At 67.9% G+C, this 21,209-nt stretch carries 18 protein-coding genes and 1 tRNA gene; 7 read left to right on the forward strand and 12 right to left on the reverse strand.

What is annotated here, in order from left to right; translation table 11 throughout:
• Positions 1-46: 46 nt before the first annotated feature.
• The 8 genes from esaR to def all read right to left on the reverse strand — a co-directional run bounded on the left by esaR (position 47) and on the right by def (position 8,880).
• The gene (gene esaR / locus bpln_RS17620) at positions 47-736 is read right to left on the reverse strand and encodes a response regulator transcription factor EsaR (RefSeq protein ID WP_042626302.1); all 690 of its coding nucleotides are present in this window, start codon (positions 734-736) and stop codon (positions 47-49) included.
• Complete coding sequence (gene esaS / locus bpln_RS17625) at positions 737-3,136, reverse strand: sensor histidine kinase EsaS (protein ID WP_420807365.1); 2,400 nt, start codon at positions 3,134-3,136, stop codon at positions 737-739.
• 1 nt (position 3,137) lies between these two features.
• The gene (locus tag bpln_RS17630) at positions 3,138-3,728 is read right to left on the reverse strand and encodes a DUF4390 domain-containing protein (RefSeq protein WP_042626304.1); all 591 of its coding nucleotides are present in this window, start codon (positions 3,726-3,728) and stop codon (positions 3,138-3,140) included.
• A complete protein-coding gene (rsmB, locus tag bpln_RS17635) occupies positions 3,725-5,176 on the reverse strand; it encodes a 16S rRNA (cytosine(967)-C(5))-methyltransferase RsmB (protein ID WP_055139570.1) in 1,452 nt (483 codons plus the stop codon). Before rsmB ends, bpln_RS17630 begins: the two co-directional genes overlap by 4 nt.
• A 285-nt stretch (positions 5,177-5,461) precedes the next feature.
• Positions 5,462-6,319 (reverse strand): zinc metalloprotease HtpX, encoded by an 858-nt coding sequence (gene htpX / locus bpln_RS17640; RefSeq protein ID WP_055139391.1) that lies wholly within the window; start codon positions 6,317-6,319, stop codon positions 5,462-5,464.
• A gap of 134 nt (positions 6,320-6,453) precedes the next feature.
• Positions 6,454-7,098 (reverse strand): LysE family translocator, encoded by a 645-nt coding sequence (locus tag bpln_RS17645; protein ID WP_055139392.1) that lies wholly within the window; start codon positions 7,096-7,098, stop codon positions 6,454-6,456.
• A 271-nt stretch (positions 7,099-7,369) separates the two neighbouring features.
• Entirely contained in the window at positions 7,370-8,353 is a 984-nt protein-coding gene (gene fmt, locus bpln_RS17650; RefSeq protein WP_055139393.1) for a methionyl-tRNA formyltransferase, read from the reverse strand.
• Positions 8,354-8,376: 23 nt separating this feature from the next.
• Entirely contained in the window at positions 8,377-8,880 is a 504-nt protein-coding gene (gene def, locus bpln_RS17655) for a peptide deformylase (RefSeq protein ID WP_042626309.1), read from the reverse strand.
• Positions 8,881-9,068: 188 nt separating this feature from the next.
• On the opposite strand from def, the gene dprA reads away from it, so the two are divergent.
• The 3 genes from dprA to bpln_RS17670 all read left to right on the forward strand — a co-directional run bounded on the left by dprA (position 9,069) and on the right by bpln_RS17670 (position 13,758).
• Positions 9,069-10,484: a DNA-processing protein DprA gene (dprA, locus tag bpln_RS17660; protein WP_420807346.1), complete on the forward strand. Its 1,416-nt coding sequence runs from the start codon at positions 9,069-9,071 to the stop codon at positions 10,482-10,484.
• On the forward strand, positions 10,472-10,852 hold the full coding sequence (locus bpln_RS17665; RefSeq protein WP_042626311.1) for a thioredoxin family protein: 381 nt from the start codon (positions 10,472-10,474) through the stop codon (positions 10,850-10,852). Before dprA ends, bpln_RS17665 begins: the two co-directional genes overlap by 13 nt.
• Before the next feature lie 251 nt (positions 10,853-11,103).
• Positions 11,104-13,758 (forward strand): DNA topoisomerase III, encoded by a 2,655-nt coding sequence (locus tag bpln_RS17670; RefSeq protein ID WP_055139395.1) that lies wholly within the window; start codon positions 11,104-11,106, stop codon positions 13,756-13,758.
• A gap of 156 nt (positions 13,759-13,914) precedes the next feature.
• Here the strand turns inward: bpln_RS17670 and bpln_RS17675 are convergent, their stop codons facing one another.
• Positions 13,915-14,973, reverse strand: a complete 1,059-nt coding sequence (locus bpln_RS17675; RefSeq protein WP_055139396.1) for a LysR family transcriptional regulator — start codon at positions 14,971-14,973, stop codon at positions 13,915-13,917.
• A gap of 383 nt (positions 14,974-15,356) precedes the next feature.
• Here bpln_RS17675 and bpln_RS17680 point away from each other — a divergent pair, with 383 nt between their 5' ends.
• Positions 15,357-16,373: a D-2-hydroxyacid dehydrogenase family protein gene (locus bpln_RS17680; RefSeq protein WP_055139571.1), complete on the forward strand. Its 1,017-nt coding sequence runs from the start codon at positions 15,357-15,359 to the stop codon at positions 16,371-16,373.
• A 153-nt stretch (positions 16,374-16,526) separates the two neighbouring features.
• On the opposite strand, the gene bpln_RS17685 is transcribed toward bpln_RS17680, so the two are convergent.
• Positions 16,527-17,423, reverse strand: coding sequence for a patatin-like phospholipase family protein (locus bpln_RS17685; protein ID WP_055139397.1), 897 nt, complete (start codon positions 17,421-17,423; stop codon positions 16,527-16,529).
• Positions 17,424-17,433: 10 nt separating this feature from the next.
• Entirely contained in the window at positions 17,434-17,838 is a 405-nt protein-coding gene (locus tag bpln_RS17690) for a PaaI family thioesterase (protein WP_055139572.1), read from the reverse strand.
• 188 nt (positions 17,839-18,026) lie between these two features.
• On the opposite strand from bpln_RS17690, the gene bpln_RS17695 reads away from it, so the two are divergent.
• Positions 18,027-18,102: transfer RNA gene (locus tag bpln_RS17695), tRNA-Lys, on the forward strand.
• An 82-nt stretch (positions 18,103-18,184) separates the two neighbouring features.
• On the opposite strand, the gene bpln_RS34125 is transcribed toward bpln_RS17695, so the two are convergent.
• Complete coding sequence (locus bpln_RS34125) at positions 18,185-20,035, reverse strand: helix-turn-helix domain-containing protein (RefSeq protein ID WP_148654038.1); 1,851 nt, start codon at positions 20,033-20,035, stop codon at positions 18,185-18,187.
• Positions 20,036-20,158: 123 nt separating this feature from the next.
• Here bpln_RS34125 and bpln_RS37390 point away from each other — a divergent pair, with 123 nt between their 5' ends.
• The gene (locus bpln_RS37390; protein ID WP_148654039.1) at positions 20,159-20,677 is read left to right on the forward strand and encodes a hypothetical protein; all 519 of its coding nucleotides are present in this window, start codon (positions 20,159-20,161) and stop codon (positions 20,675-20,677) included.
• A 76-nt stretch (positions 20,678-20,753) separates the two neighbouring features.
• Positions 20,754-21,167, forward strand: a complete 414-nt coding sequence (locus bpln_RS35685; protein WP_148654040.1) for a hypothetical protein — start codon at positions 20,754-20,756, stop codon at positions 21,165-21,167.
• The last annotated feature ends 42 nt before the right edge of the window (positions 21,168-21,209 follow it).

Genomic DNA, 21,209 nt, shown 5'->3' on the forward strand with positions numbered 1-21,209 from the left:
TTATAGTGAGCTCCCCGATGGAGAGCAAGCCCTTTTCCAGAAAATTTCAAAGCCCGCCTTCGGGCACCTTCTTGCCGAGCTCGACGCCGAGCTGCTTGAGCTTGCGATAAAGGTGCGTGCGCTCGAGCCCGGTCTTCTCCGCCACGCGCGTCATGCTGCCGTTCTCGCGTGCGAGGTGGTACTCGAAGTAGGCGCGCTCGAACGCGTCGCGCGCCTCGCGCAGCGGGATGTCGAACGGAATCGCGGCCGCCTGCCCCGCGAGCCCGACCGGCACGCCCGGCTCCTCGCCGAGCGACGGCAGCGCGGCCGCCGAGGCGACCGGCACCGGGCCGGCGGCCGGCTTCGCGGCCGGGTGCTGCAGCACCGGCGCCGCGCCGCGCGCGAGCCCGTGCTCCACCGATTTCAGGAGCTTCTGCAACGCGATCGGTTTCTCGAGAAAATCGAGCGCGCCGATCTTGGTCGCCTCGACCGCCGTGTCGATCGTCGCATGGCCCGACATCATGATCACCGGCATCGTCAGTTGTCCGTGGCTCGCCCACTCCTTCAACAACGTGACGCCGTCGGTATCGGGCATCCAGATATCGAGCAGCACGAGGTCGGGCGCGTGACGCTGGCGATACTCGCGCGCAGCCTGCGCGTTTTCCGCCACCTCGACGACATGTCCTTCGTCGGCGAGGATTTCCGAGAGCAATTCCCGGATGCCCATTTCATCATCTACCACCAGGATGGTTGCCATTTACGCTGCCCTTGTCTGCACTGTTGCTTTTGTCTTGGCGGGTGCCGTTCCGCTGTTCGCTCCGCCTTCGGAGCCCGTCGTGTCGTCGGCGAGTTGCAGGAACAGGATCGACACCTGCGCCCCCTCGACGACCTCGCCCTGCATCCGGTTGCGCAGATCGATCCGCGCACCGTGTTCATCCACGATCTTCTTCACCGTCGCGAGGCCGAGCCCGGTGCCCTTCGCCTTGGTCGTCACGTAAGGCTCGAACGCGCGCGTGAGGATCCGCGCCGGGAAGCCGGGCCCGTTGTCGGACACGGTCAGCCGCACCGCGATGCGCTTCGTGCCGTTCGCATCGGGGTCGCCATATTCTACTGCCCTCGTTTCGAGCGACACACGGGGATGCGCGACCTCGCCCACCGAATCCTGCGCGTTCTGCAGCAGGTTGTGGATCACCTGGCGCAGTTGCGTGGCGTCGCCGCGGATCACCGGCAGCGGCCCCTGCTCGACCACGATCATGTTCTTGCCTTCGCCCACACCGTACAGCGTCAGCACCTCGCTGACGAGATCGTTCAGTTGCAGGTTGCCGAGCACCGCGGGCGGGGTGCGCGCATATTCGCGGAAATCGTCGACCATGCGCTTCATCGCCGCCACCTGATTGACGATGGTGGTGGCGCCGCGCTTGAGCACCTCGGCGTCGGGCGCGGCCAGCTTGTCGGCCAGCTTCATCTGCAGCCGCTCGGCCGACAGCTGGATCGGCGTGAGCGGATTCTTGATCTCGTGCGCGAGGCGCCGCGCGACTTCGCCCCAGGCCACCGAGCGCTGCGCCGAGATCACGTCGGAGATGTCGTCGAACACCACCACGTAGCCCGAAGTCTGCGGATCATGGGCCTCGCCGGCCACCGATGACGCAAGACGCGTGCCGCGCACCAGCAGCGTGAGCGGGTCGGTTTCGCCCGGCACCACCACCGCGAACTGCTGCTGCCAGTGGCCGCGATCCTCGCCGCCGCCCTGGCCCGCCGCCTCGCGGTCGGCGAACGCCTTCCTCACCATCGCGCCGAACTCGGCCACCACCACGATGTGGTCGAGCGCGGTGCCGATCTGCGCCAGGAACGGCTGGCGGAAGATCCGCTCGGCGCCGCGGTTCGCGATGGTCAGCCGGAACTGCCGGTCGAGCACGAACACGCCGGCCGTCAGGTTCGCGAGGATGCTTTCGAGATAAGTTTTCGAATGTTCGAGCGCGACGCGGTTGCGCTCCACGGCGAGCCGCGCCTCGGAAAGCTGCCGCGTCATCGCGTTGAACGACTGCGTGAGGAAGCCGAGCTCGTCGCGCGTCTTCAGCTCGCGCTTGGGCGTGTAGTCGCCCTCGGCCACTTCCTTGGTGCCCTGCGCGAGCAGGAACAGCGGCCGCGCGAGCTGGTTGCCGAGCGCGAGCGCGATCATCATCGCGATGAAGGTGGCGAGGAACAGCGCGAGCGTCAGCGTGCCGATGTACATCTTGCGCAGCCCGCTGCGGCCGAGCGACTTCTCCTGGTACTCGCGATAGGCGCGCTGCACGGCGTCGGCGTTGCGCGCGAGCGAGGGCGAGACCGGCTGGGTCAGCTGCAGGTAGCGCTCGACCGGCTGCAGCAGCGCCGTCGACGAATCGGGGATGCGCTGCACCACGCGCAGCCGCAGCGCGCCCTTCGAGCCGCGCGCGCGCGGATCGCCGTCCACCTCGCCCTCGATCGCCGCATAGCCGCCGTGCTCGCGCGCCTGGCCGAGCATCAGCGACGTGGGCATGTCGTCGGGGATCAGCGCGGCGAAGTTGCCCGAGGCCTGCGCCACGATGTGCAGGTCGGGGGCCGCGCCCGAGCCGGTGTGGCCCGGCTCGACGATGGTCGCGTCCTGCACGCCGAACTGGTCGCGCAGCCGCAGCAGCGTGAGCGTGGTGCCGTTGGTGGTGGCGTCGGCGCTGGCGAGCTGCTCGGACATCAGCCGCGCCTTGTTCTGCAGGTCCGACAGCGACGCGTCGAGCATCCCGCGGCCGAGGTTGAGGCCCGCCGTCAGCGCGGTCTCGACGTTGACGTCGAACCACGACTCGATGCTGCGCGAGACGAACTGGTACGAGACGATGTAGATGATCCCGCCCGGCACCACGCCGACCAGCGCGAAGAACACGGCGAGCTTGGCCAAAAGGCGCGTGCCGAACTTGCCGCGCCGCAGCCGCACGAAGATCATCCCGACCAGCGCCAGCACCACCAGCAGGAACACCAGCGCGACCAGGATGTTGGCCGTGTAGAGCCACGAGTAGTAGCGATCGAAGAACTCGGTGTTGGCGCTCGCGGCCGCGAGCAGCACCAGCAGCAGCAGCGCCGTGATCGCCACCGTGAGGACGATCACGCGGACGATCAGGCTTCTGCCGAACACGAGGCGCCGCAGGCTATTTCGCACGATCGGCCACCGTAAACGTGAAGCGCTTCCAGTCGGACAGCAGGCTCCAGTCGCGGTTGTTCACCGCGTCGACCTGGAACGGCTTGGGCATCAGCGCCGTGTCGAGCTGCATGCGCACCGAGGCCGTGTAGGTTTCGCCCGCCTGCACCTGGCTGCGGTCGATCACATGCCACGAGGTGACGTGCTGGACCACCGCGAGCGCCTCCTTCAGCGTCGGGAAGCCGAGCTGGAGCCCGCCCGTGGAGACGCGGTACTCGCGCGTGAGCGGCTGGAACGACAGGCGGATGGTCTGCGACACCGACACCGGCTGCTCGTCGAACCAGTACCAGCGCGCGCGGCTCAGCTCGAAGTCGGTCGTGAAGTAGAGCGGGATGCCCTTGTTGACGGCGTCCTCGAGGTTGGCGTTCAGCTCGAACTCGAAGCGCGCGTCGAGCGCCCAGCCGCTGCCGTCCGACTGCAGCGAGGCGCGCTGCACGTTGACCGGCTCGGCATGGACGGGCGCGGCGGCGCCGAGGCACAGCGTGATCGCGACCAGCAGCGCGGCCGCGAACCGAAGTGGAAGGAGGCGAGAGATCGTCACCGTTTCTGAAAGCGCGCGTAGAAGAATCCGTCGTGATCGGCCTGCCGCGCGGCCTCGTCGTGGCCGGCATCCGGCAGCCGGCCCGCGGCGGCCCGCGGCAGCAGTTGCCCGGGCGCGTCCAATCGTACCGCATCTTGAACCGCGCCTTCAAACCAGCGCGCCTGCGCCTCGCCTTCCTCGGGGAAGATCGAGCAGGTCACGTAGAGCAGCTCGCCGCCCGGCTTCAGCAGCGGCCACAGGGCCTGCAGGATGCGGCGCTGCTCGACGACCAGCGCCGCGATGTCGGTCTCGCGGCGCAGCCAGCGGATGTCGGGATGACGCCGCACGATGCCCGAGGCCGAGCACGGCACGTCGGCGAGGATCCGGTCGAACGGCCGGCCGTCGTGCCACGCGTCGGGCGCGCCGGCGTCGCCCACGCGCACCTCGGCGGCCAGCTTCAGGCGCGCCAGATTCTCGCCGATGCGCGTGGCGCGCGACGCGTCGCTTTCGAGCGCGACCACCTCGACGTCGGCCAGTTCGAGCAGATGCCCGGTCTTGCCGCCCGGCGCCGCGCAGGCGTCGAGCACGCGCATGCCGTCGGTCGCGCCGAGCCACTCGGCCGCGAGCTGTGCGCCGGCGTCCTGCACCGACACCACGCCGTCGGCGAAACCGGGAATCCGGTCGACCGGCAGCGGCGCCGCGAGCCGCACCGCGTGGCGGCCGGCAGCGGCCGCCTCGATGCCGTGTTCGCGCAGCGTCGCGAGATAAGCCTCGACGCTCGCGTGCCGCGCGTTCACGCGCAGCGTCAGCGGGCCGGCCACGTCGCCGGCCGCGAGGATCGACTGCCAGGCCTCGGGCCACGCGCGCTCGACCGCCTCGATCCACCACGGACGATAGTTCCAGCGCGCGACGCGATCGGCCCGCGCCTGCGCGACGAGCGTTTCGCGCTCGCGCACGAAACGGCGCAGCACGGCGTTGACGAGCCCCTTCGCGAACGCGGACTCGCGCCGCGCGCCGATCGCGGTCACCGCCTGATCGACCACCGTGAACGGCGTGTAGGCCGCCTCGGCCGGATCGTCGACGAGCAGCGCGAATGCGCAGGCAAGCAGCGCGCGCACGTGCTCGGGCGGCGCCTTGCTGACCAGCGCGCCGATCAGCCAGTCACTGGTGCCGAGTCGACGCATGGTGCGATACGCGATGTCCTGGATCGCACCGCGCGACATCGACTGCGCGGCGCCCGGCTGCGCGGCCTGCACCGCCGCGAGCGCGGCGGGCAGCGCGGTGCCGTGCGCGACGGCCGTGATCGCGCGGGCCGCGCCGTCGAGCGCGAAGCCGAGCGAGTCGGGCGACAGGTGCAGCGGCGACAGGCGCGGCCCGCGCGAGGCAGGCGCGCCGGATGCAGCGGCCGGCGGCGTCGACGGCTTCGGCTGGCGGGAACGGGACGGGCGGGCAGGACGGGGCTGGGTCATCGGATACGGGAGCGAGCGCACTGGCACGGCGCGGGCCGCGCTCCGGGCGAGCACGGCGTCAAACCAGGCATTGTAGCGCGCCGGGCGTCCCGCTCCGACCGGAAAAACCACGGCCCGCGACGCGCCGCATGCCGGCCCGTGGTTCGAACCGACGCGGCGGGCGGTACAGCTCATCGCGCCAACGACAACGACGACGGCCCGGCGGCACGCCATGCGCCGCCGGGCCGTCCGGGTGCCGCTCCTGACGCGCCGCCGGGACGCGAAACCCCCAGCGGCGCCGGTATTTCAGTCGAAACGCCCGGTGCGCGCCATGTCCATGAGACGCGCGATGCGCTCCTCGGTGGCCGGGTGCGTCGAGAACAGGTTCTGGATGGTGCCGCCCGAAAGCGGGTTCATGATCATCATCTGCGCCGTGGCCGGATGGGCCTCGGCCGTCTGGAACGGGATGCCCGACGCATAACGATGAATCTTGTCGAGCGCCGTCGCGAGCGCCTGCGGGTCGCCCGAGATCTGCGCGCCGCCGCGGTCCGCCTCGAATTCGCGGGCGCGCGAGATCGCCATCTGGATCAGCGCGCCGGCGATCGGCGCGAGCAGCGCCACCGCGATGCCGGCGATCGGGTTGGTCGGGCGGCCGTTCTCGTCGCGCCCGCCGAAGAACATCGCGAAGTTCGCGAGCGCCGAGATCGCGCCGGCCATGGTCGCCGAGATCGTCGAGATCAGGATGTCGCGGTGCTTCACGTGCGCGAGTTCATGGGCCATCACGCCGCGCATCTCGCGCTCGGACAGCACGCGCAGGATGCCGGTGGTGGCCGCCACCGCCGCGTGCTCGGGATCGCGCCCGGTCGCGAACGCGTTCGGCGCCGCCTCGTCGATCAGGTAGACGCGCGGCATCGGCAGGTTTGCGCGCGTGGCCAGCTCGCGCACCATCCGGTAGAACTGCGGTGCCGTGGCCTCGTCCACTTCCTGCGCGTTGTACATGCGCAGGACCATCTTGTCCGAGAACCAGTATGAGAAGAAATTCATGCCCAGCGCGATCAGCAGCGCGATCGCCATGCCGCGCGACCCGCCGATCACCCCGCCGATCACGATGAAGAGGGCCGTGATCGCGGCCATCAGCATTGCCGTCTTGACCCAGTTGAACATAGTCGACTCCTTGATCGAAACCACACTCGGCGGCATCCGTGGCGTGCCGCCGAGCGATTGTAAGCGATTCGTTAGATAGGGATGCGCGCGGAAAATTCAATATCTCGAAATTGGCCCGCGCATTACCGGCGTAATCAACGCTGGGTCGCGGCGGCGAGGCGCAGCCCGAGGCCCACGAACGCGCTGCCCACCAGGCGGTCGAGCCATGTCTTCACGGTCGCGTTGCCGCCGAGACGGCGCGTGAGGCTGCCCGCGGCCCAGGCGACGAGCGCGCTCCAGGCCAGCCCCTGCAGCACGAACACGCCGCCCAGCGCGAGAAACGCGAGCGTCTTGTGGGCGCTGTCGGCGGCGACGAACTGCGGGAAGAACGACACGAAGAACAGCACCACCTTTGGATTGAGCAGGTTGGTGGTGACGCCCTGCACGAACAGCTGGCGCAGCGGCCGCGCGGGGCCGGATTGCGCCGCCGCTTGAGTCGCCCCGGCCGCGGCGGGCTTCGTCAATGCGAGCTTCACGCCGAGATAGATCAGGTACGCGGCGCCCGCGAACTTGATCACCGTGAACGCGGCCGGTGACGCCGCGATCAGCGCGGTCAGCCCGAACGCGCAGGCGAGCGAGTGAACGCCGCAGCCGGTCGCGATGCCGGCCGCCGAGACGAGTCCGGCGCCGCGGCCCTGCGCGACGCTGCGGCCGATGATGTACGCGGTGTCAGGGCCGGGCGTGATGTTCAACAGGAACACGGCCAGCACGAAGAAACCAAAATGGATGATGCCGAGCATGGGCGACGCCTGCAACCGCGTGAATGACGTTCGCATTCTACGCGTGTCGCCGGGCCGGTGAATGAGCGTGGATGGCGTGGGCGCATGCCGGTCGCGAGGCGCGGGGCCGGGTTGGGATCGTGACGCGAATCGCACCGGGATCACGACGCCGTTCGCGATGCGGGCCGCAAAACAGGCAGCAAAACAGGCAGCAAAACAGGCCAGGATGCAGGTCGCGCCGGTGGCCCGCAGACATGGCGACCGCCGCGCGAACGCCGCCGCCCGGTAAGGCTCAGCCCGCCTCGGGCAGCGTGAAACGCTGGCCGGCCGCGAGCGGCGCGCCGGCGAGAAACTCGCGCGCGGGCAGGCGCTTGCCGCCCGGCTTCTGCAGCTGCGTGACGCGCAGCGCGCCGTCGCCACAGGCGATCACAACGCCGTCGACGCCGGCCTCGACGATCGTGCCCGGCTCGGCCGCATCGCGCGCGGCGACGGGCTCGGCCGACCACAGCTTGATCACCGTGCCGTCGAGCGTGCCGGCGCCGCCCGGGAACGGATCGAACGCGCGAATCCGGCGCGCGAGCAGGGCGGCCGGCTCGCGCCAGTCGAGCGCCGCCTCGTGCTTGCCGATCTTCTCGGCATAGGTGACGCCCTCGGCCGGCTGCGGCGTCGCGGCCAGCGCGCCGTCGCGTTCGAGCCGCACGAGCGCCTCGACGATCAGCCGCGCGCCCGTTTCCGCGAGCTTGTCGTGCAGCGACGCGGTGGTCTCGTCGGCCGCGATCGCGACGCGCCCTTCGGACAGCATCGCGCCGGTGTCGAGCCCGACGTCCATCTGCATCAGCGTGACGCCGGTCTGCGCGTCGCCGGCCTCGATCGCGCGATGGATCGGCGCCGCGCCGCGCCAGCGCGGCAGCAGCGAGGCGTGGATGTTGATGCAGCCGTGCGGCGGGATCTCGAGCACCTCCTGCGGCAGCAGCAGCCCGTAGGCGGCCACCACCATCACGTCGTGCGGCGTCGCGCGCAGCGTGTCGAGCGCCTCGGCCGCTTCGGCCGGGTACTTGCCGGCGCGGCGCAGCGACGGCGGCTGCGCGACCGGCATGCCGTGATCGAGCGCGTAGCGCTTGACCGCGCTCGCCTGCAGTTTCATGCCGCGACCGGCCGGCCGGTCGGGCTGGGTCAGCACCAGCGGCACCGGGAAGCCGGCCTCGTGGATCGCGGCGAGCGCCGCGGCGGCGAATTCCGGCGTACCGGCGAAGATGACGCGCAACGAATGAGTCATGGAGGATCGGTCAGTCACGCGCGTCACATCGCGCGTTCGAGTTTCTTCATCTTGGACTTGATGCGGTTCTGCTTGAGCGGCGACAGGTACTGCACGAACACGCGGCCGAGCAGGTGATCCATCTCGTGCTGCACGCAGACGGCCAGCAGACCCTCGCAGTCGAGTTCGAACTGCTGGCCCTGCGCGTCGAGCGCGCGCACGCGCACGTGATCGGGCCGCTCGACCTCGTCGTAGACGCCCGGCACCGACAGGCAGCCTTCCTCGTAGATCTGTTTGCCGTCGCTCGACCAGATGATCTCGGGATTGATGAACACGCGCAGTTCGTTCTTGTCCTCGGACGTGTCGATCACGATCACGCGCTCGTGGACGTCGACCTGGGTCGCCGCGAGACCGATGCCGGGCGCCGCATACATGGTCTCGGCCATGTCGGCGACGAGCTTGCGGATCCGGTCGTCGACGGCCGCCACGGGCTTGGCCACCTTGTGCAGCCGTTTGTCGGGGTAATGCAGGATGTTCAGAAGCGCCATGATGTTCGATTCGGAAAGCGGTTGATGCGGCCTTGCGTGCTGGCCGGATCGGCCATCCGGCCGACTGGCCGGGCCGTCGCGGGATCCGGAAGATGAAGCCGGAGTCGCGCGGAATCCACCGCGCAGCCCAACGCCGCGGGCTCGTGCGCGCAACCGTTCGTTTTATTTCGGATGATGAAAATTCTAGCATGGCAGCTTTCGGGCCGCTGGCGGCGCGTCGGGCGGCACCGATGAGCGAGGCGCCGCTCACGCGCGAGGCCCTCCTCGCCTGGCTGCATCTGGCCGCCGTACCCGGCCTGCCGGCGGCGGCCCGCGAAGCACTGCTGCGCGCCTTCGATTCGGTCGAGGCGCTCGTCGGCGCCGATCACGCGACGCTCGCGAGCCTGGCCGGCGAGGCCGCCGCGCGGGCGGTCCACGCGCCGCGCGCCGCCGCGCTCGACGCCGACGCGGATGCCGTGCATGACTGGCTCGCGAAGCCGGGCCACCGGCTCGTCACGCGCCACGACGCCGACTATCCGCCACGTTTCGCGGCGCTCTACGACCCGCCGCCGCTGCTATATGTAAAGGGCGACGCGGCGCGGCTCCACCGGCGCGCGGTGGCGATCGTCGGCAGCCGGCTCGCCACGCCGCAGGGCCGCGCCGACGCGACCTGGTTCGCGCGGGCGCTCGCCGCGGCCGGGCTCGTCGTGGTCTCGGGGCTCGCGCGCGGCATCGACGCCGCCGCGCATCGCGGCGCGCTCGACAGCGCGGCGGGCACCGTCGCGATCGTCGGCACCGGCGTCGATCGCGTCTATCCGGCCGCGCACCACCTGCTCGCCGAGGCGATCGCGCAGCATGGCGCCGTGCTGTCCGAATGGCCGCTCGGCACGCCGGCGCGCGCCGCGAACTTCCCGCAGCGCAACCGCCTGATCGCCGCGCTCTGCGACGGCGTGCTGGTGGTGGAGGCGGCACCGCGCTCGGGTTCGCTGATCACCGCGCGCGCGGCCAACGACATCGGCCGCGACGTGTTCGCGCTGCCGGGCTCGATCCACGCGCCGCTCGCGCGCGGCTGCCATGCGCTGATCCGCGACGGCGCGAAGCTCGTCGAAACACCGGCCGACGTGCTCGAGGAGTTCGGCATCACCGTGCGGGACGCGGTCCGGCAAGCGGCGGCCACGGCGAGCCCGGATACGCGTTTTCGCGCCGCCGCCATCGCCGCGGCGGATTCGCGGCAGGCCGCGCCCATGCATGCCGCCGGCGGGCGGGCGCCGCGCGAAAAAACCGGGCCGAACGAGCGCGAAGTCATGCGGCCGGCCGGACACGGCGCGCCCAACGCCTCCGACACGGAACCGCTGCCGCCCGACGCGCTCGCGCTGCTCGACGCGCTCGGCCACGGCCCGGTGCCGGCCGATCTGCTGGCCTCGCGGGCCGGCCTCGCCGCCGATGTGCTGCCGCACCTGCTGCTGCGGCTCGAGCTGGCCGGCCGCGTCGCCAGCCTGCCCGGCGACCGCTACCAGCGCCTTGATCCGCCCCCGTCCGGCGTTTCGGCCGCCGTGCTACATTCCGGCGACAAGGCGCAGCCCGCGCCGCCGTCATCAAGCAAGGAATCGTCATGCCCGCGCTGAATCTCGATACCGACGCAGATCGGATCACCGAGCGCCTTCGGGATCCGGACGCGCTGCTCGTCGCCTGCCTGTGCGCCGAATGGTGCGGCACCTGCCGCGACTACGCCGAGGTCTTCGAACGGCTCGCGGCCGCGCATCCGGGCGCCTGCTTCGTCTGGATCGACATCGAAACCCACGCCGACCGCCTCGACGAGTTCGACGTCGAGAATTTCCCGACGCTCCTGATCGAGGACGCCAACGCCGTGCGTTTCTTCGGCACGGTGCTGCCGCACGGCGGTATCGTCGAGCGGATGCTCGCGGACCTCACGGCGATTCCCGGCGTCACCCACGCGCCGAAGCTGCGCAATCTACTCGCCGTCGCCGTCTGAGCGCTATCCGAGCAGCCGTCCGGGCCGCGGGCCGCGGACCGATAGCCGCGCAAACCGGGCTCGGCGAGGCCGCCGGGCGCCCCCGGCAGGCCCGCGCCGCCAGACAGTTCGGCGGGCTTGCCGGCGCTTCGGCCCCCACTTATGATGACCCGCTTTTTACACGAGCCGGGTGACAGGCCGGCGCCGTGTGCTATAAAGCCGTCGTAAATGGGCCGTCAGGCGGCCCCCGGTCTACCCAACCAACACGAGTCATGTCCAAAGCACTGATCATTGCGGAAAAGCCCTCTGTCGCGAACGACATCGCGCGCGCCCTGGGCGGCTTTACCAAGCATGACGAATACTTCGAAAGCGACGACTACGTCCTGTCGTCCGCGGTCGGCCATTTGCTCGAGATCGCGGCGCCCGAGGAGTACGAGGTCAAGCGCGGCAAGTGGAGCTTCGCGCATCTGCCCGTCATCCCGCCGCATTTTGATCTCAACCCGATCGCAAAAAGCGAATCGCGGCTGAAGGTCCTGAACAAGCTGATCAAGCGCAAGGACGTTGGCCTGCTGATCAACGCATGTGACGCGGGGCGCGAGGGCGAGCTGATTTTCCGCCTGATCGCGCAGCACGCGAAGGCCAAGCAGCCGATCCAGCGCCTGTGGCTGCAATCGATGACGCCGGCGGCGATCCGCGACGGTTTCGCGAAACTGCGCACCGACGAGGACATGCAACCGCTCGCCGACGCGGCGCGCTGCCGCTCGGAAGCGGACTGGCTGGTCGGCATCAACGGCACGCGCGCGATGACCGCGTTCAACAGCAAGGGCGGCGGCTTCTTCCTGACCACCGTCGGCCGGGTGCAGACGCCCACGCTGTCGATCGTCGTCGAGCGCGAGGAGAAGATCCGCCGCTTCGTGCCGCGCGACTACTGGGAAGTGCGCGCCGAATTCGTCTGCGCAGGCGGCATCTACGAAGGCCGCTGGTACGACCCGAAATTCAAGCGCGACGAGCACGATCCCGAAAAGCGCGACTCGCGGCTCTGGAGCCTGCCGGCCGCCGAGACGATCGTGGCCGCCTGCCGCGGCCAGATCGGCGTGGTCAGCGAGGAATCGAAGCCGTCGACGCAGCTCTCGCCGCTGCTGTACGACCTGACGAGCCTGCAGCGCGAGGCCAACAGCCGCTTCGGCTTCTCGGCCAAGAACACGCTCGGCCTCGCCCAGGCGCTGTATGAAAAGCACAAGGTGCTGACCTACCCGCGTACCGACGCGCGCGCGCTGCCGGAAGACTACCTCGGCACGGTGTCGTCGACGCTCGAGATGCTCAAGGAAAGCAACAACTACCTGCCGCACGCCAGACAGGTGCTCGACAAGGGCTGGGTCAGGCCGAACAAGCGGATCTTCGACAACACCAAGATCAGCGACCACTTCGCCATCATCCCGACGCTGCAGGCGCCAAAGGCGCTGTCCGAGCCCGAGCAGAAGCTCTACGACCTGGTGGTCAAGCGTTTCCTCGCCGTGTTCTTCCCGGCGGCCGAGTACAAGGTCACGACGCGCATCACCGAGGTGGCCGGCCATCACTTCAAGACCGAGGGCAAGGTGCTGGTCGAGCCGGGCTGGCTGCAGGTATACGGCCGCGACGCCGAGGGTGCCGACGCCAACCTCGTGCCGGTGCAGAAGGACGAGAAGGTCAACACCGACAAGGTCGCCGCGCACGCGCTCGTGACCAAGCCGCCGGCACGCTACTCGGAAGCGACGCTGCTCTCGGCGATGGAAGGCGCCGGCAAGCTGGTCGAGGACGACGAGCTGCGCGAGGCGATGGCCGCCAAGGGCCTCGGCACGCCGGCCACGCGCGCGGCCATCATCGAAGGGCTGCTCGGCGAGAAATACCTGCTGCGCGAAGGCCGCGAGCTGATCCCGACCGCCAAGGCGTTCCAGCTGATGACGCTGCTGCGCGGGCTCGGCGTGCGCGAACTGACCGCGCCCGAGCTGACAGGCGAATGGGAATACAAGCTTTCGCAGATGGAGCGCGGCAACCTTCCGCGCGACGCGTTCATGCAGGAAATCGCGCGGATGACGCAGACCATCGTCAAGCGCGCCAAGGAATACGATTCGGACACGATCCCGGGCGACTACGCGACGCTCCAGACGCCGTGCCCGAACTGCGGCGGCCAGGTGAAGGAGAACTACCGCCGCTTCGCCTGCACGAAATGCGATTTCTCGATCTCGAAGATCCCGGGCAGCCGCCAGTTCGAGATCGCCGAGGTCGAGGAGCTGCTGCAGAAGAAGGAAATCGGCCCGCTGTCGGGCTTCCGCAGCAAGATGGGGCGACCGTTCTCGGCGATCCTCAAGCTGTCGTTCGACGACGAGACGAAGAACTACAAGCTCGAATTCGATTTCGGCCAGGACCAGGGCGGCGAGGACGGCGAGGCGCCCGACTTCTCGGCGCAGGAGCCGGTCGGCGCCTGCCCGAAGTGCCAGGCGCGCGTGTTCGAGCACGGCATGAGCTACGTCTGCGAGAACTCGGTCGCGAACCCGAAGACCTGCGACTTCCGCTCCGGCAAGGTGATCCTGCAGCAGGAAATCGCGCGCGAGCAGATGACGAAACTGCTGTCCGACGGCCGCACCGATCTGCTGCCGAACTTCAAGTCGTCGCGCACCGGCCGTAACTTCAAGGCGTTCCTCGTCAAGCAGCCGGACGGCAAGATCGGCTTCGAGTTCGAGAAGAAGGAGCCGAAGCCCGGCGCCGCCGCGAAGAAGGCCGCCGCCAGGACGGCCGCGAACGAGGACGGCGCCGCGCCCGAGGCGCAAGAAGGTGCCGTGCCGGCCAGAAAGGTCGCCGCGAAAAAGGCGCCGGCCGCCAGGAAGGCCCCGGCGGCGAAAAAAGCACCGGCCGCAAAGAAGGCGCCGGCTCGCAAGACCGGCTCGTAAGACTCCGGGCGGGTGGCGCCGTGCGGCAATGCGCGGTGCCCTCGCCGGTTTCTCGCCAGGCGCCGGCATGAAAAAAACGCACTGTCCTCACGGGCAGTGCGTTTTTGTTTTGGCAACGACGAGCGGCACCTCGGCCGCCGCCTCGGCCGTGACGGCTTACAGCGGCGTCGGCGCGGTCGCGCGCTGGCGCGTCTTCGGCAGCGGGGCCGGCATCGACGGGCCGGCGGCCGGGCGCGCGCCGGGCACCGCCGCGCCGGGCGCCGCCGACTCGGACGGCGGCTGCAGGCCGCTGTGCGCGGCCCATTGTTCGCCCAAGGCCGTTTCCGGCGAGTGGCTGAAGTGCTCGACGAGATGGTCGATGAACGTGCGCACCTTGGCCGGCAGATGGCGGCGGCTCGGGTACGCGACGTTGATCTCGACCTGCGGCAGGCGGTAGTCGGGCAGCAGGCGCACCAGCTTGCCGCGCGCCGTATCGCCGCCGATCAGATAGCTCGGCAGCATCGCGATGCCCATCCCGAGCAGCGCGAACTGGCGCAGCATTTCGGTGTTGTTGGCGACCACCACGTTGGTCGGCCGCACGCGAACCTCGCCGTCCGGCCCCGTGAACACGCGCTCGTCGCCCCAGTATTCGGACGGCAGGCTCAGCGACGGATGCTCCATCAGATGCTCGGGATGGGTCGGCACGCCGTGTTTTTCCAGGTAGGCCGGCGTCGCGCAGACCGTCATGCAGCCCGTGGTCAGGCGCCGCGTGACAATGCTCGCGCTGCGCATCTGCCGTGCGATCACCACCCCGACGTCGAAGCCTTCCTCGACCAGATCGACCTGCCGGTCAACCAGGGTCAGGTCGGGAACGACCTTGGGATAGCGCTGGGTGTAGGTTTGCAGCACGGGCGCGAGATTGTGCAGCCCGAACACCACCGGCGCGACGATCCGCAAGGTGCCCACCGGTTCGTGGTTGCGCGCGACCACCATCTGCTCGACGTCCTCGAGTTCGTCGAGAATCTGGCGGGCCCGCTCGAGATAGACCTGGCCGGATTCGGTCAGGGAAAGGCTGCGCGTCGTCCGGTTCAGCAGACGGGTGCCAAGCCGGCCTTCAAGATCGGCAACGTGGCGCGTGGCCACGGCGTTCGAGATATCCATCGCACTGGCCGCTCGCGCGAAGCTGCCCAGATCCGCCACCTTGACGAACACTCGCATCGACTGCAGATGATCCATAACCACTCCCGCCGCTGTGCATTACAGCTTCAAAATTGTGTAGCAAATGCGTAATTCTCCTACGACAGCGGATTTGGTGCAGAGTTGCCGCCGAAGGTCGTGATTTTCACAAAAAATGTTCGGCGCGGCGGGGCTTACCACCGGATTTCATCTAACTATTCTGTCGATGGAAACAATAGGCGCCAAACCCGCCGATTCGCGCCTCAATGCCAATGATGGCGACTGTTTCGGGTGGGCCGACGCCGCCGGCCCGGCCCGTAACAAGCTGTTAAAAAGCGATACACCTGCCGGGGCGGCGGCATAAGATCATGTCGGCCCGCCGTTCGGGCCGCCGGGTCGCGCGCCTGGCGCATCCGTTTTTCCGTGCCGCTCTCGAATACTTCATGAAAATAGCCATCCTCGACGACTATCAGGACGCCGTCCGCAAGCTCAACTGTTTCGAGTTGCTCGCCGATCACGAGGTCAAGGTCTTCAACAATACGGTGCGCGGGCTCGGCCAGCTCGCCAGCCGGCTCACCGAAGTCGAAGCGCTGGTCCTGATCCGCGAGCGCACTCACATCACCTCCCAACTGCTGTCAAAGCTGCCGCATCTGCGCATGATCAGCCAGACCGGAAAGGCTTCGAGCCATATCGACATGGACGCCTGCACCGAGCGCGGCATCGCCGTGCTGGAAGGCTCCGGCTCGCCTGTCGCGCCGGCCGAGCTGACCTGGGCGCTGATCATGGCCGCCCAGCGCCGGATTCCGCAATACGTCGCCAACCTCAAGCAGGGCGCCTGGCAGCAGTCGGGTCTGAAGACCTCGGCGATGCCGCCGAATTTCGGCCTCGGCCAGGTGCTGCGCGGCCAGACGCTCGGCATCTGGGGCTACGGCAAGATCGGCCGGCTGCTGGCCGGCTACGGCAAGGCGTTCGGCATGAACGTGATGATCTGGGGCCGCGAGCCGTCGCTCGAACGCGCGCGCACCGACGGCTACCTGGCCGCCGAGAGCCGCGAGGCGTTCTTCGAGCAGGCCGACATCCTGACGCTGCAGCTGCGCCTGAACGACGACACGCGCGGCATCGTCAAGCAGGACGACCTGATGCGGATGAAGCCCACCTCGCTGCTCGTGAACACGAGCCGTGCCGAACTGCTGGAGGAAAGCGCGCTCGTCAACGCGCTGGCCAACAACCGGCCCGGCATGGTCGCCATCGACGTGTTCGAAAGCGAGCCGATCCTGCAGGGCTACAGCCTGCTGCGCATGGAAAACGTGATCTGCACGCCGCACATCGGGTATGTCGAACGTGAGAGCTACGAGCTGTATTTCGGCGCCGCGTTCCGCAACATCCTCGCGTTCGACAGCGGCGACACGACCAGCGTCGCGAATCCGGAAGCGCTGGTCGGCGGGCGCAGCCGGCGTTAGGCGCGGGATCGACTCGTGGCGACCGTGTGGAGCGGGCGGCGGTCGATTGCGGCGGCTGCCTGCGTGAACCGTGCTCGGCGCCGCCTCCGCCCGCCGTCCGACGCTGCATGGCCGCCCCGAGGGGCCAGCCTGCGCGTGCTCGCTACAGTGCGCCTATGATGCGGCGGCGGTAACGGCGGCCGGCCCCGACTGAGCCACGCCCGGCGCCTGCGCCGAGATCGCGGCCACGAACTGCTCGCCGTCGCGGCGCCCCAGGTCGTAGGCGTGCTGCATCTGGCCCGGGCTCGTGTAGTCCCAGCTCGAGATCGGCACCTTCACCGACGGCTGCACGTAGAGCCGCGTCTGCTCGCCCTGCGCGACCGAGAAGATCTGCGGACGCGGATAGCGCCGCGTGACCATCACCAGAACCTTGCCCGGCGTCGGATCGAGCGCGCCCACCGGTACGTTGTCGACCATCCCGCCGTCGAGCACGGGCCGCCCCGCGCGGCGCAGCACGGGCGTGAACGGCGGCGTGCAGGACGATTGCAGGATCAGGTCGGCCAGTTCGTCGACATCGGCGCAGGCCTGCGCCCGAACGAATTCGGGCCGGAATCCGAGCGACTGGCCCAGCGTCGGATGCAGCCTCTTGCGGACGTATTTCTCAATGTTGTAGGCGACGAGGCCCGCGGCCACCGCGCTACGCGCGCCGAGCCAGCGCGGAACGTGCGACACGCCGATGCGGATTTCCGGCGCGTCGGCCAGGCGCGTGAACGGCTCGCCGTAGATGTCGACGAGCGCCTGCCGGTAGATCCGGTAGTGCGGAAACACCGGTTTGCCGCGCAGCAGGTTGCCCCAGTAGACGTTTTTCGGGTTGTCGCGCAGCGCTTCGAGGTAATAGCGCATCACCCACCGAGAATCGCGCGTATAGAGCATGCAGGCCGTGGCCGCGCCGGCCGAGATGCCGGTGATCACGCGCGGGCGGATGCCGAGCGCCGGCTGCGCGACGTCCCAGAAACCCGCCTGCCACCAGCAGCGGTTGCCGCCGCCGGCGAATACCACCTGATCGAACATCGCGGGCTCCCTAGTTGACCAATGCGTAGGTGGAGGTGGCGTGGACGGCCAGCTTGCCGTCCTCGTCCGTCACCTCGATTTCCCCGAACACGAGGTTGCGGCCCGTGCGCAGCACGCGCGCCGTGACGAGCAGGTCGCCGCATCGCACCGCGCGCATGAAATTCGTGTTCAGCGAGACTGTCGTCATCGGCCGGAATTCGCCGAGCTTCGCCGCGATGGCGGCCAGCATGGCCGTGTCGGCCGCGGCCATGAACGCCTGGCCGCAGATCACGCCGCCCGAATGCCGCAATTCCCCCGAAAACGGCAGGCGCAGCGTCACGCCCTCGTCCGATACGGTGACGGGCGCGAGCCCGAGCGATTTCACCCACGGCGCGAGCAGCCGGTCGAGCAGTTCCCGGATTGCGTCTTCGTCCATCGTGACCACCTTGGCAACACCGCGCGACCGTCGCGCGGTGGATGTGGGCGTCATGATACCGGGAGCATGGCTCGGCCGGCAGTTCGTGGTCGGCGTCGGGCGCAGGAGGGGAGTCTCGGCTTGTTGAAGAAAAAAGTGAGAAAGGGCTGGACAAGTCAAAAAGCCTCGTGCATAATCTTTCTTCTGTTGGGGCGTTAGCTCAGTTGGTAGAGCAGCGGACTCTTAATCCGTAGGTCGAGTGTTCGAGTCACTCACGCCCCACCAAGCATTTTGAAGCCCGGTCAGCGAAAGCTGGCCGGGCTTTTTGCTTGCTGGACATCACCATTGACGGAGCGCAGCGCGCCCCTCACCGCGCAAATCGCCTCGACAACTCCTCAACCGGACCACCGCCGGCCTCCGTCGAAAGCGTGCCCATCAAATGCGACATCAATTCGGCACCGCTCTGCACGCCATATTTCCGCATCAATCTCGCGCGATGCGCCTCCACGGTCCGCGGGCTGATATGGAGATGCTTGGCGATGTACTTGGTGCTCTTCGCCCGCACGATGAAATGCGCGATTTCCCGTTCCCGAGCCGTCAGGTCGACCGAAATGCGCCGGCTCGTCGAAATGTCCTCGCAGGTCCACACGGCCGTGGCGAACGGATCGTCGCGATTGAGCGCCCGGCCGGCGACATGACACCAGAACAGCGTGTTGTCGATGCGCCGCATGATCCGCTCGTCGGAGTAGAAGTCGGTGTTACGCAGTGCCACGATCATGCGTTGGCCATGCCGCCAGAATTCTTCCGGTGACGGATAGAGCGATTCGAGCGAGCGCCCCTTGAGCGCATCCCGGTCATAGCCAAACATGTTGCTGAACGCAAGGTTATAGGTCTCGACGATCCGGCGTCTCGTCACCAGCAGGCCGATGGGCGCCATTTCGAACGCGAGCATCAGGTCGTCCACCGATCGCCCGCTGTTCCAGTGCTCCGCCATGTTCCGCACATCGCTTCCGGCGGCCGGCGCGGCCAGCCACGGAGCTCGGTGTGGCATCGGATCGTCGTGGGTCCGAATCCAGCAAAAGAAGCCGCGCCGGCCCGAATTCGCGTCACCGTTCACGTAAGCGGCCAGCGCCTGGACGAGGCTGCACGGCATCGGTCTCGTCGACAGCGAACGATTGAACGACGTATGCCCATACACCGCATCCGCCATGCGGCGGCCGAGCTGCAGGTCGTCTCGAAGCGCATGCACGTGGCTTCTCGCATTCTCCCGCTGGCGCGCCGATACCAGCGCAGCCAGTTCGCCGACGTTTCCGAGCACGAACACGTGCAATTCGGACGCGTGCGCGCTGCGGCACATCACATCGACAAAGTCCGCCACCGACCTGTCCGCCTCCACCGCGACGGAAGACGGATCGACGCTCCTGATCTCGGTGAGCAAAGCATGAAACGCCCGCTCCAGCGGCCGAACCTCGTTCGCCGAACCAATCTCAGGATTCCCGATTATTTCAGCCCGGGAGTCGATGCCTCCCGATTCATCGATTGCCAGCACAACGACCTTGACGTGCGAATCGACATACACGCCAATAATCCTGGCCGAACGTGCGAGCGGCGGCGTATCGGGCGGTCGCGGCGCCGAGGGCGCGGCCTTCTCGCCGCCGATCGAATTTCTGATCCGCGTGACCGTCGACCTGGAAATCCCGGAAGCGAGCGCAATTTGCGCCACGCTCGGCTGCACGGCGACGCTTCCACCGCTCAGTACCTTCACGAGTCCCACGACCCGGTCGTCGATCCTGCGTGGGGCTCCCGATCTCGGTGCATCGTACAAGCCGGGAATGCGGTCGCTGTTGAAACGCGCCAGCCATTTTCTTACAGTCCGTTCGCTGACGCCGTGCATGTCCGCCACGCGTGTGTTGTCCCCCGTCTCGACACACGCCAGCACGATTTTCGCCCTTATCGCGACGGCCGGTGCCGCCATCCGGCTTTGCGCGAGTTCCCTCAGTTCGCTCGATTCACGCTCCGTCAATGCGATCCGTGTCTTCGGTCGTCCTTTCATCGTCTCCTCTTTTTTTGCTTTTAAGGCGCAACGCACGCCTGTCTTGCGGGGGGTATTTCGCTGTGAACTTCCGGGCGGGTCTGGCAGGGTTGTTGAAATACGTCGGGTCGACGCGTGGGGTGTCTTTTCAAAGAGCACCGCGTCGGCATGGTTCGTCCATTTCACGATGGACGTCTGTCATTCGGGCGGCCCCGACGGTCAGCAGGAACCGTGGCTCGCGCCGCGCTCGGCGACGGTCTGGCGTCGTGTCGGGCCGCCCGTGCGGCCGCGGTTTGCGCCAGATGCTGCGTGCGCGAGCATGTCAGCCGCGGCGCCGGCTTCGGCCACACCACCGGCCTTTCCTACCCGACCATGTCGGTTATCTGTGAGCAGGCACCCGGCATCGCCGGGCAGCACACCGGGACAGCGGCTTGGGTAAAACCGTGCCCGAATTTTTATGTCTCCTTGCTGCCGCAGACCGGTACCCGCGACGCGCGGATCCGCTTGAACCAGGGCGCCGCTCGGGCAGTCGCCCTTCCGTGCGCTCGAGCGCATCGTTCAGCCCGATACGATCGGGCGCGGACGATGATCGGCCGGCACGAAGTCGTTCAGCCTCTTCATTTTGATATCACTTCGTATCGCCTTCGATTCCGCGTATCGCGATGGTCGCAGGCTTTCCGGATCGGTTATTTCACTCAGCACTTACTGAATTCACCCGATAATCGCCACGATGGATTGCAAACAGCTCGTGGATATAGTCTAACGACTATTCCGATTTCCATGCACAAACAAAATGACTTATATATCCATTTACTTGTTATCAACTAACTGATTTCAAAGAGCAATTCTAATTATTTCAGGAACTTTCCGCAAAATTCATAAGCCCGTCGCAATAACGTATCATATGCTGTTGAATACGGATGTTTCTGGCAAAAAAATGGCACTTCGTCAGCCGCATTTCATCTCGACGGGCAAAGACGCGCCACAGCGCGGATATGACTTGCGCGAACTGTTTAATGTGCGGCGCGAGATGGCGCGAGCGCGCCTCATGGCGCACGGCATGCCTCCCGGTCGCGGAAACGAGCGCGCAGCAGAGGCAACGCCGGCTCAACGCCGATGGCGTCGAGGCGATCGATGGTCAATGGTTTGCGTTCGGTGCCGCGCGTGGCGCAGGAGCGCCGGGGCCGGTCCGGCGCGGACATTCTCGATGGCCGCGCGCGACGAAGGCATGGATTTGCAGGTCATCGCACTGCTCGAAGCGAAGCAAGGCTTCGTGGCGCTCGCTCGTCGCCGGTTAGTCGAAGCTTCGCCCGCCTGAAACGGGCCGAACGACGGCCGCGCGCGGGGCAAGCCTCTGAAG

The sequence above is a fragment of the Burkholderia plantarii genome (assembly GCF_001411805.1).
GTDB lineage: Bacteria > Pseudomonadota > Gammaproteobacteria > Burkholderiales > Burkholderiaceae > Burkholderia > Burkholderia plantarii.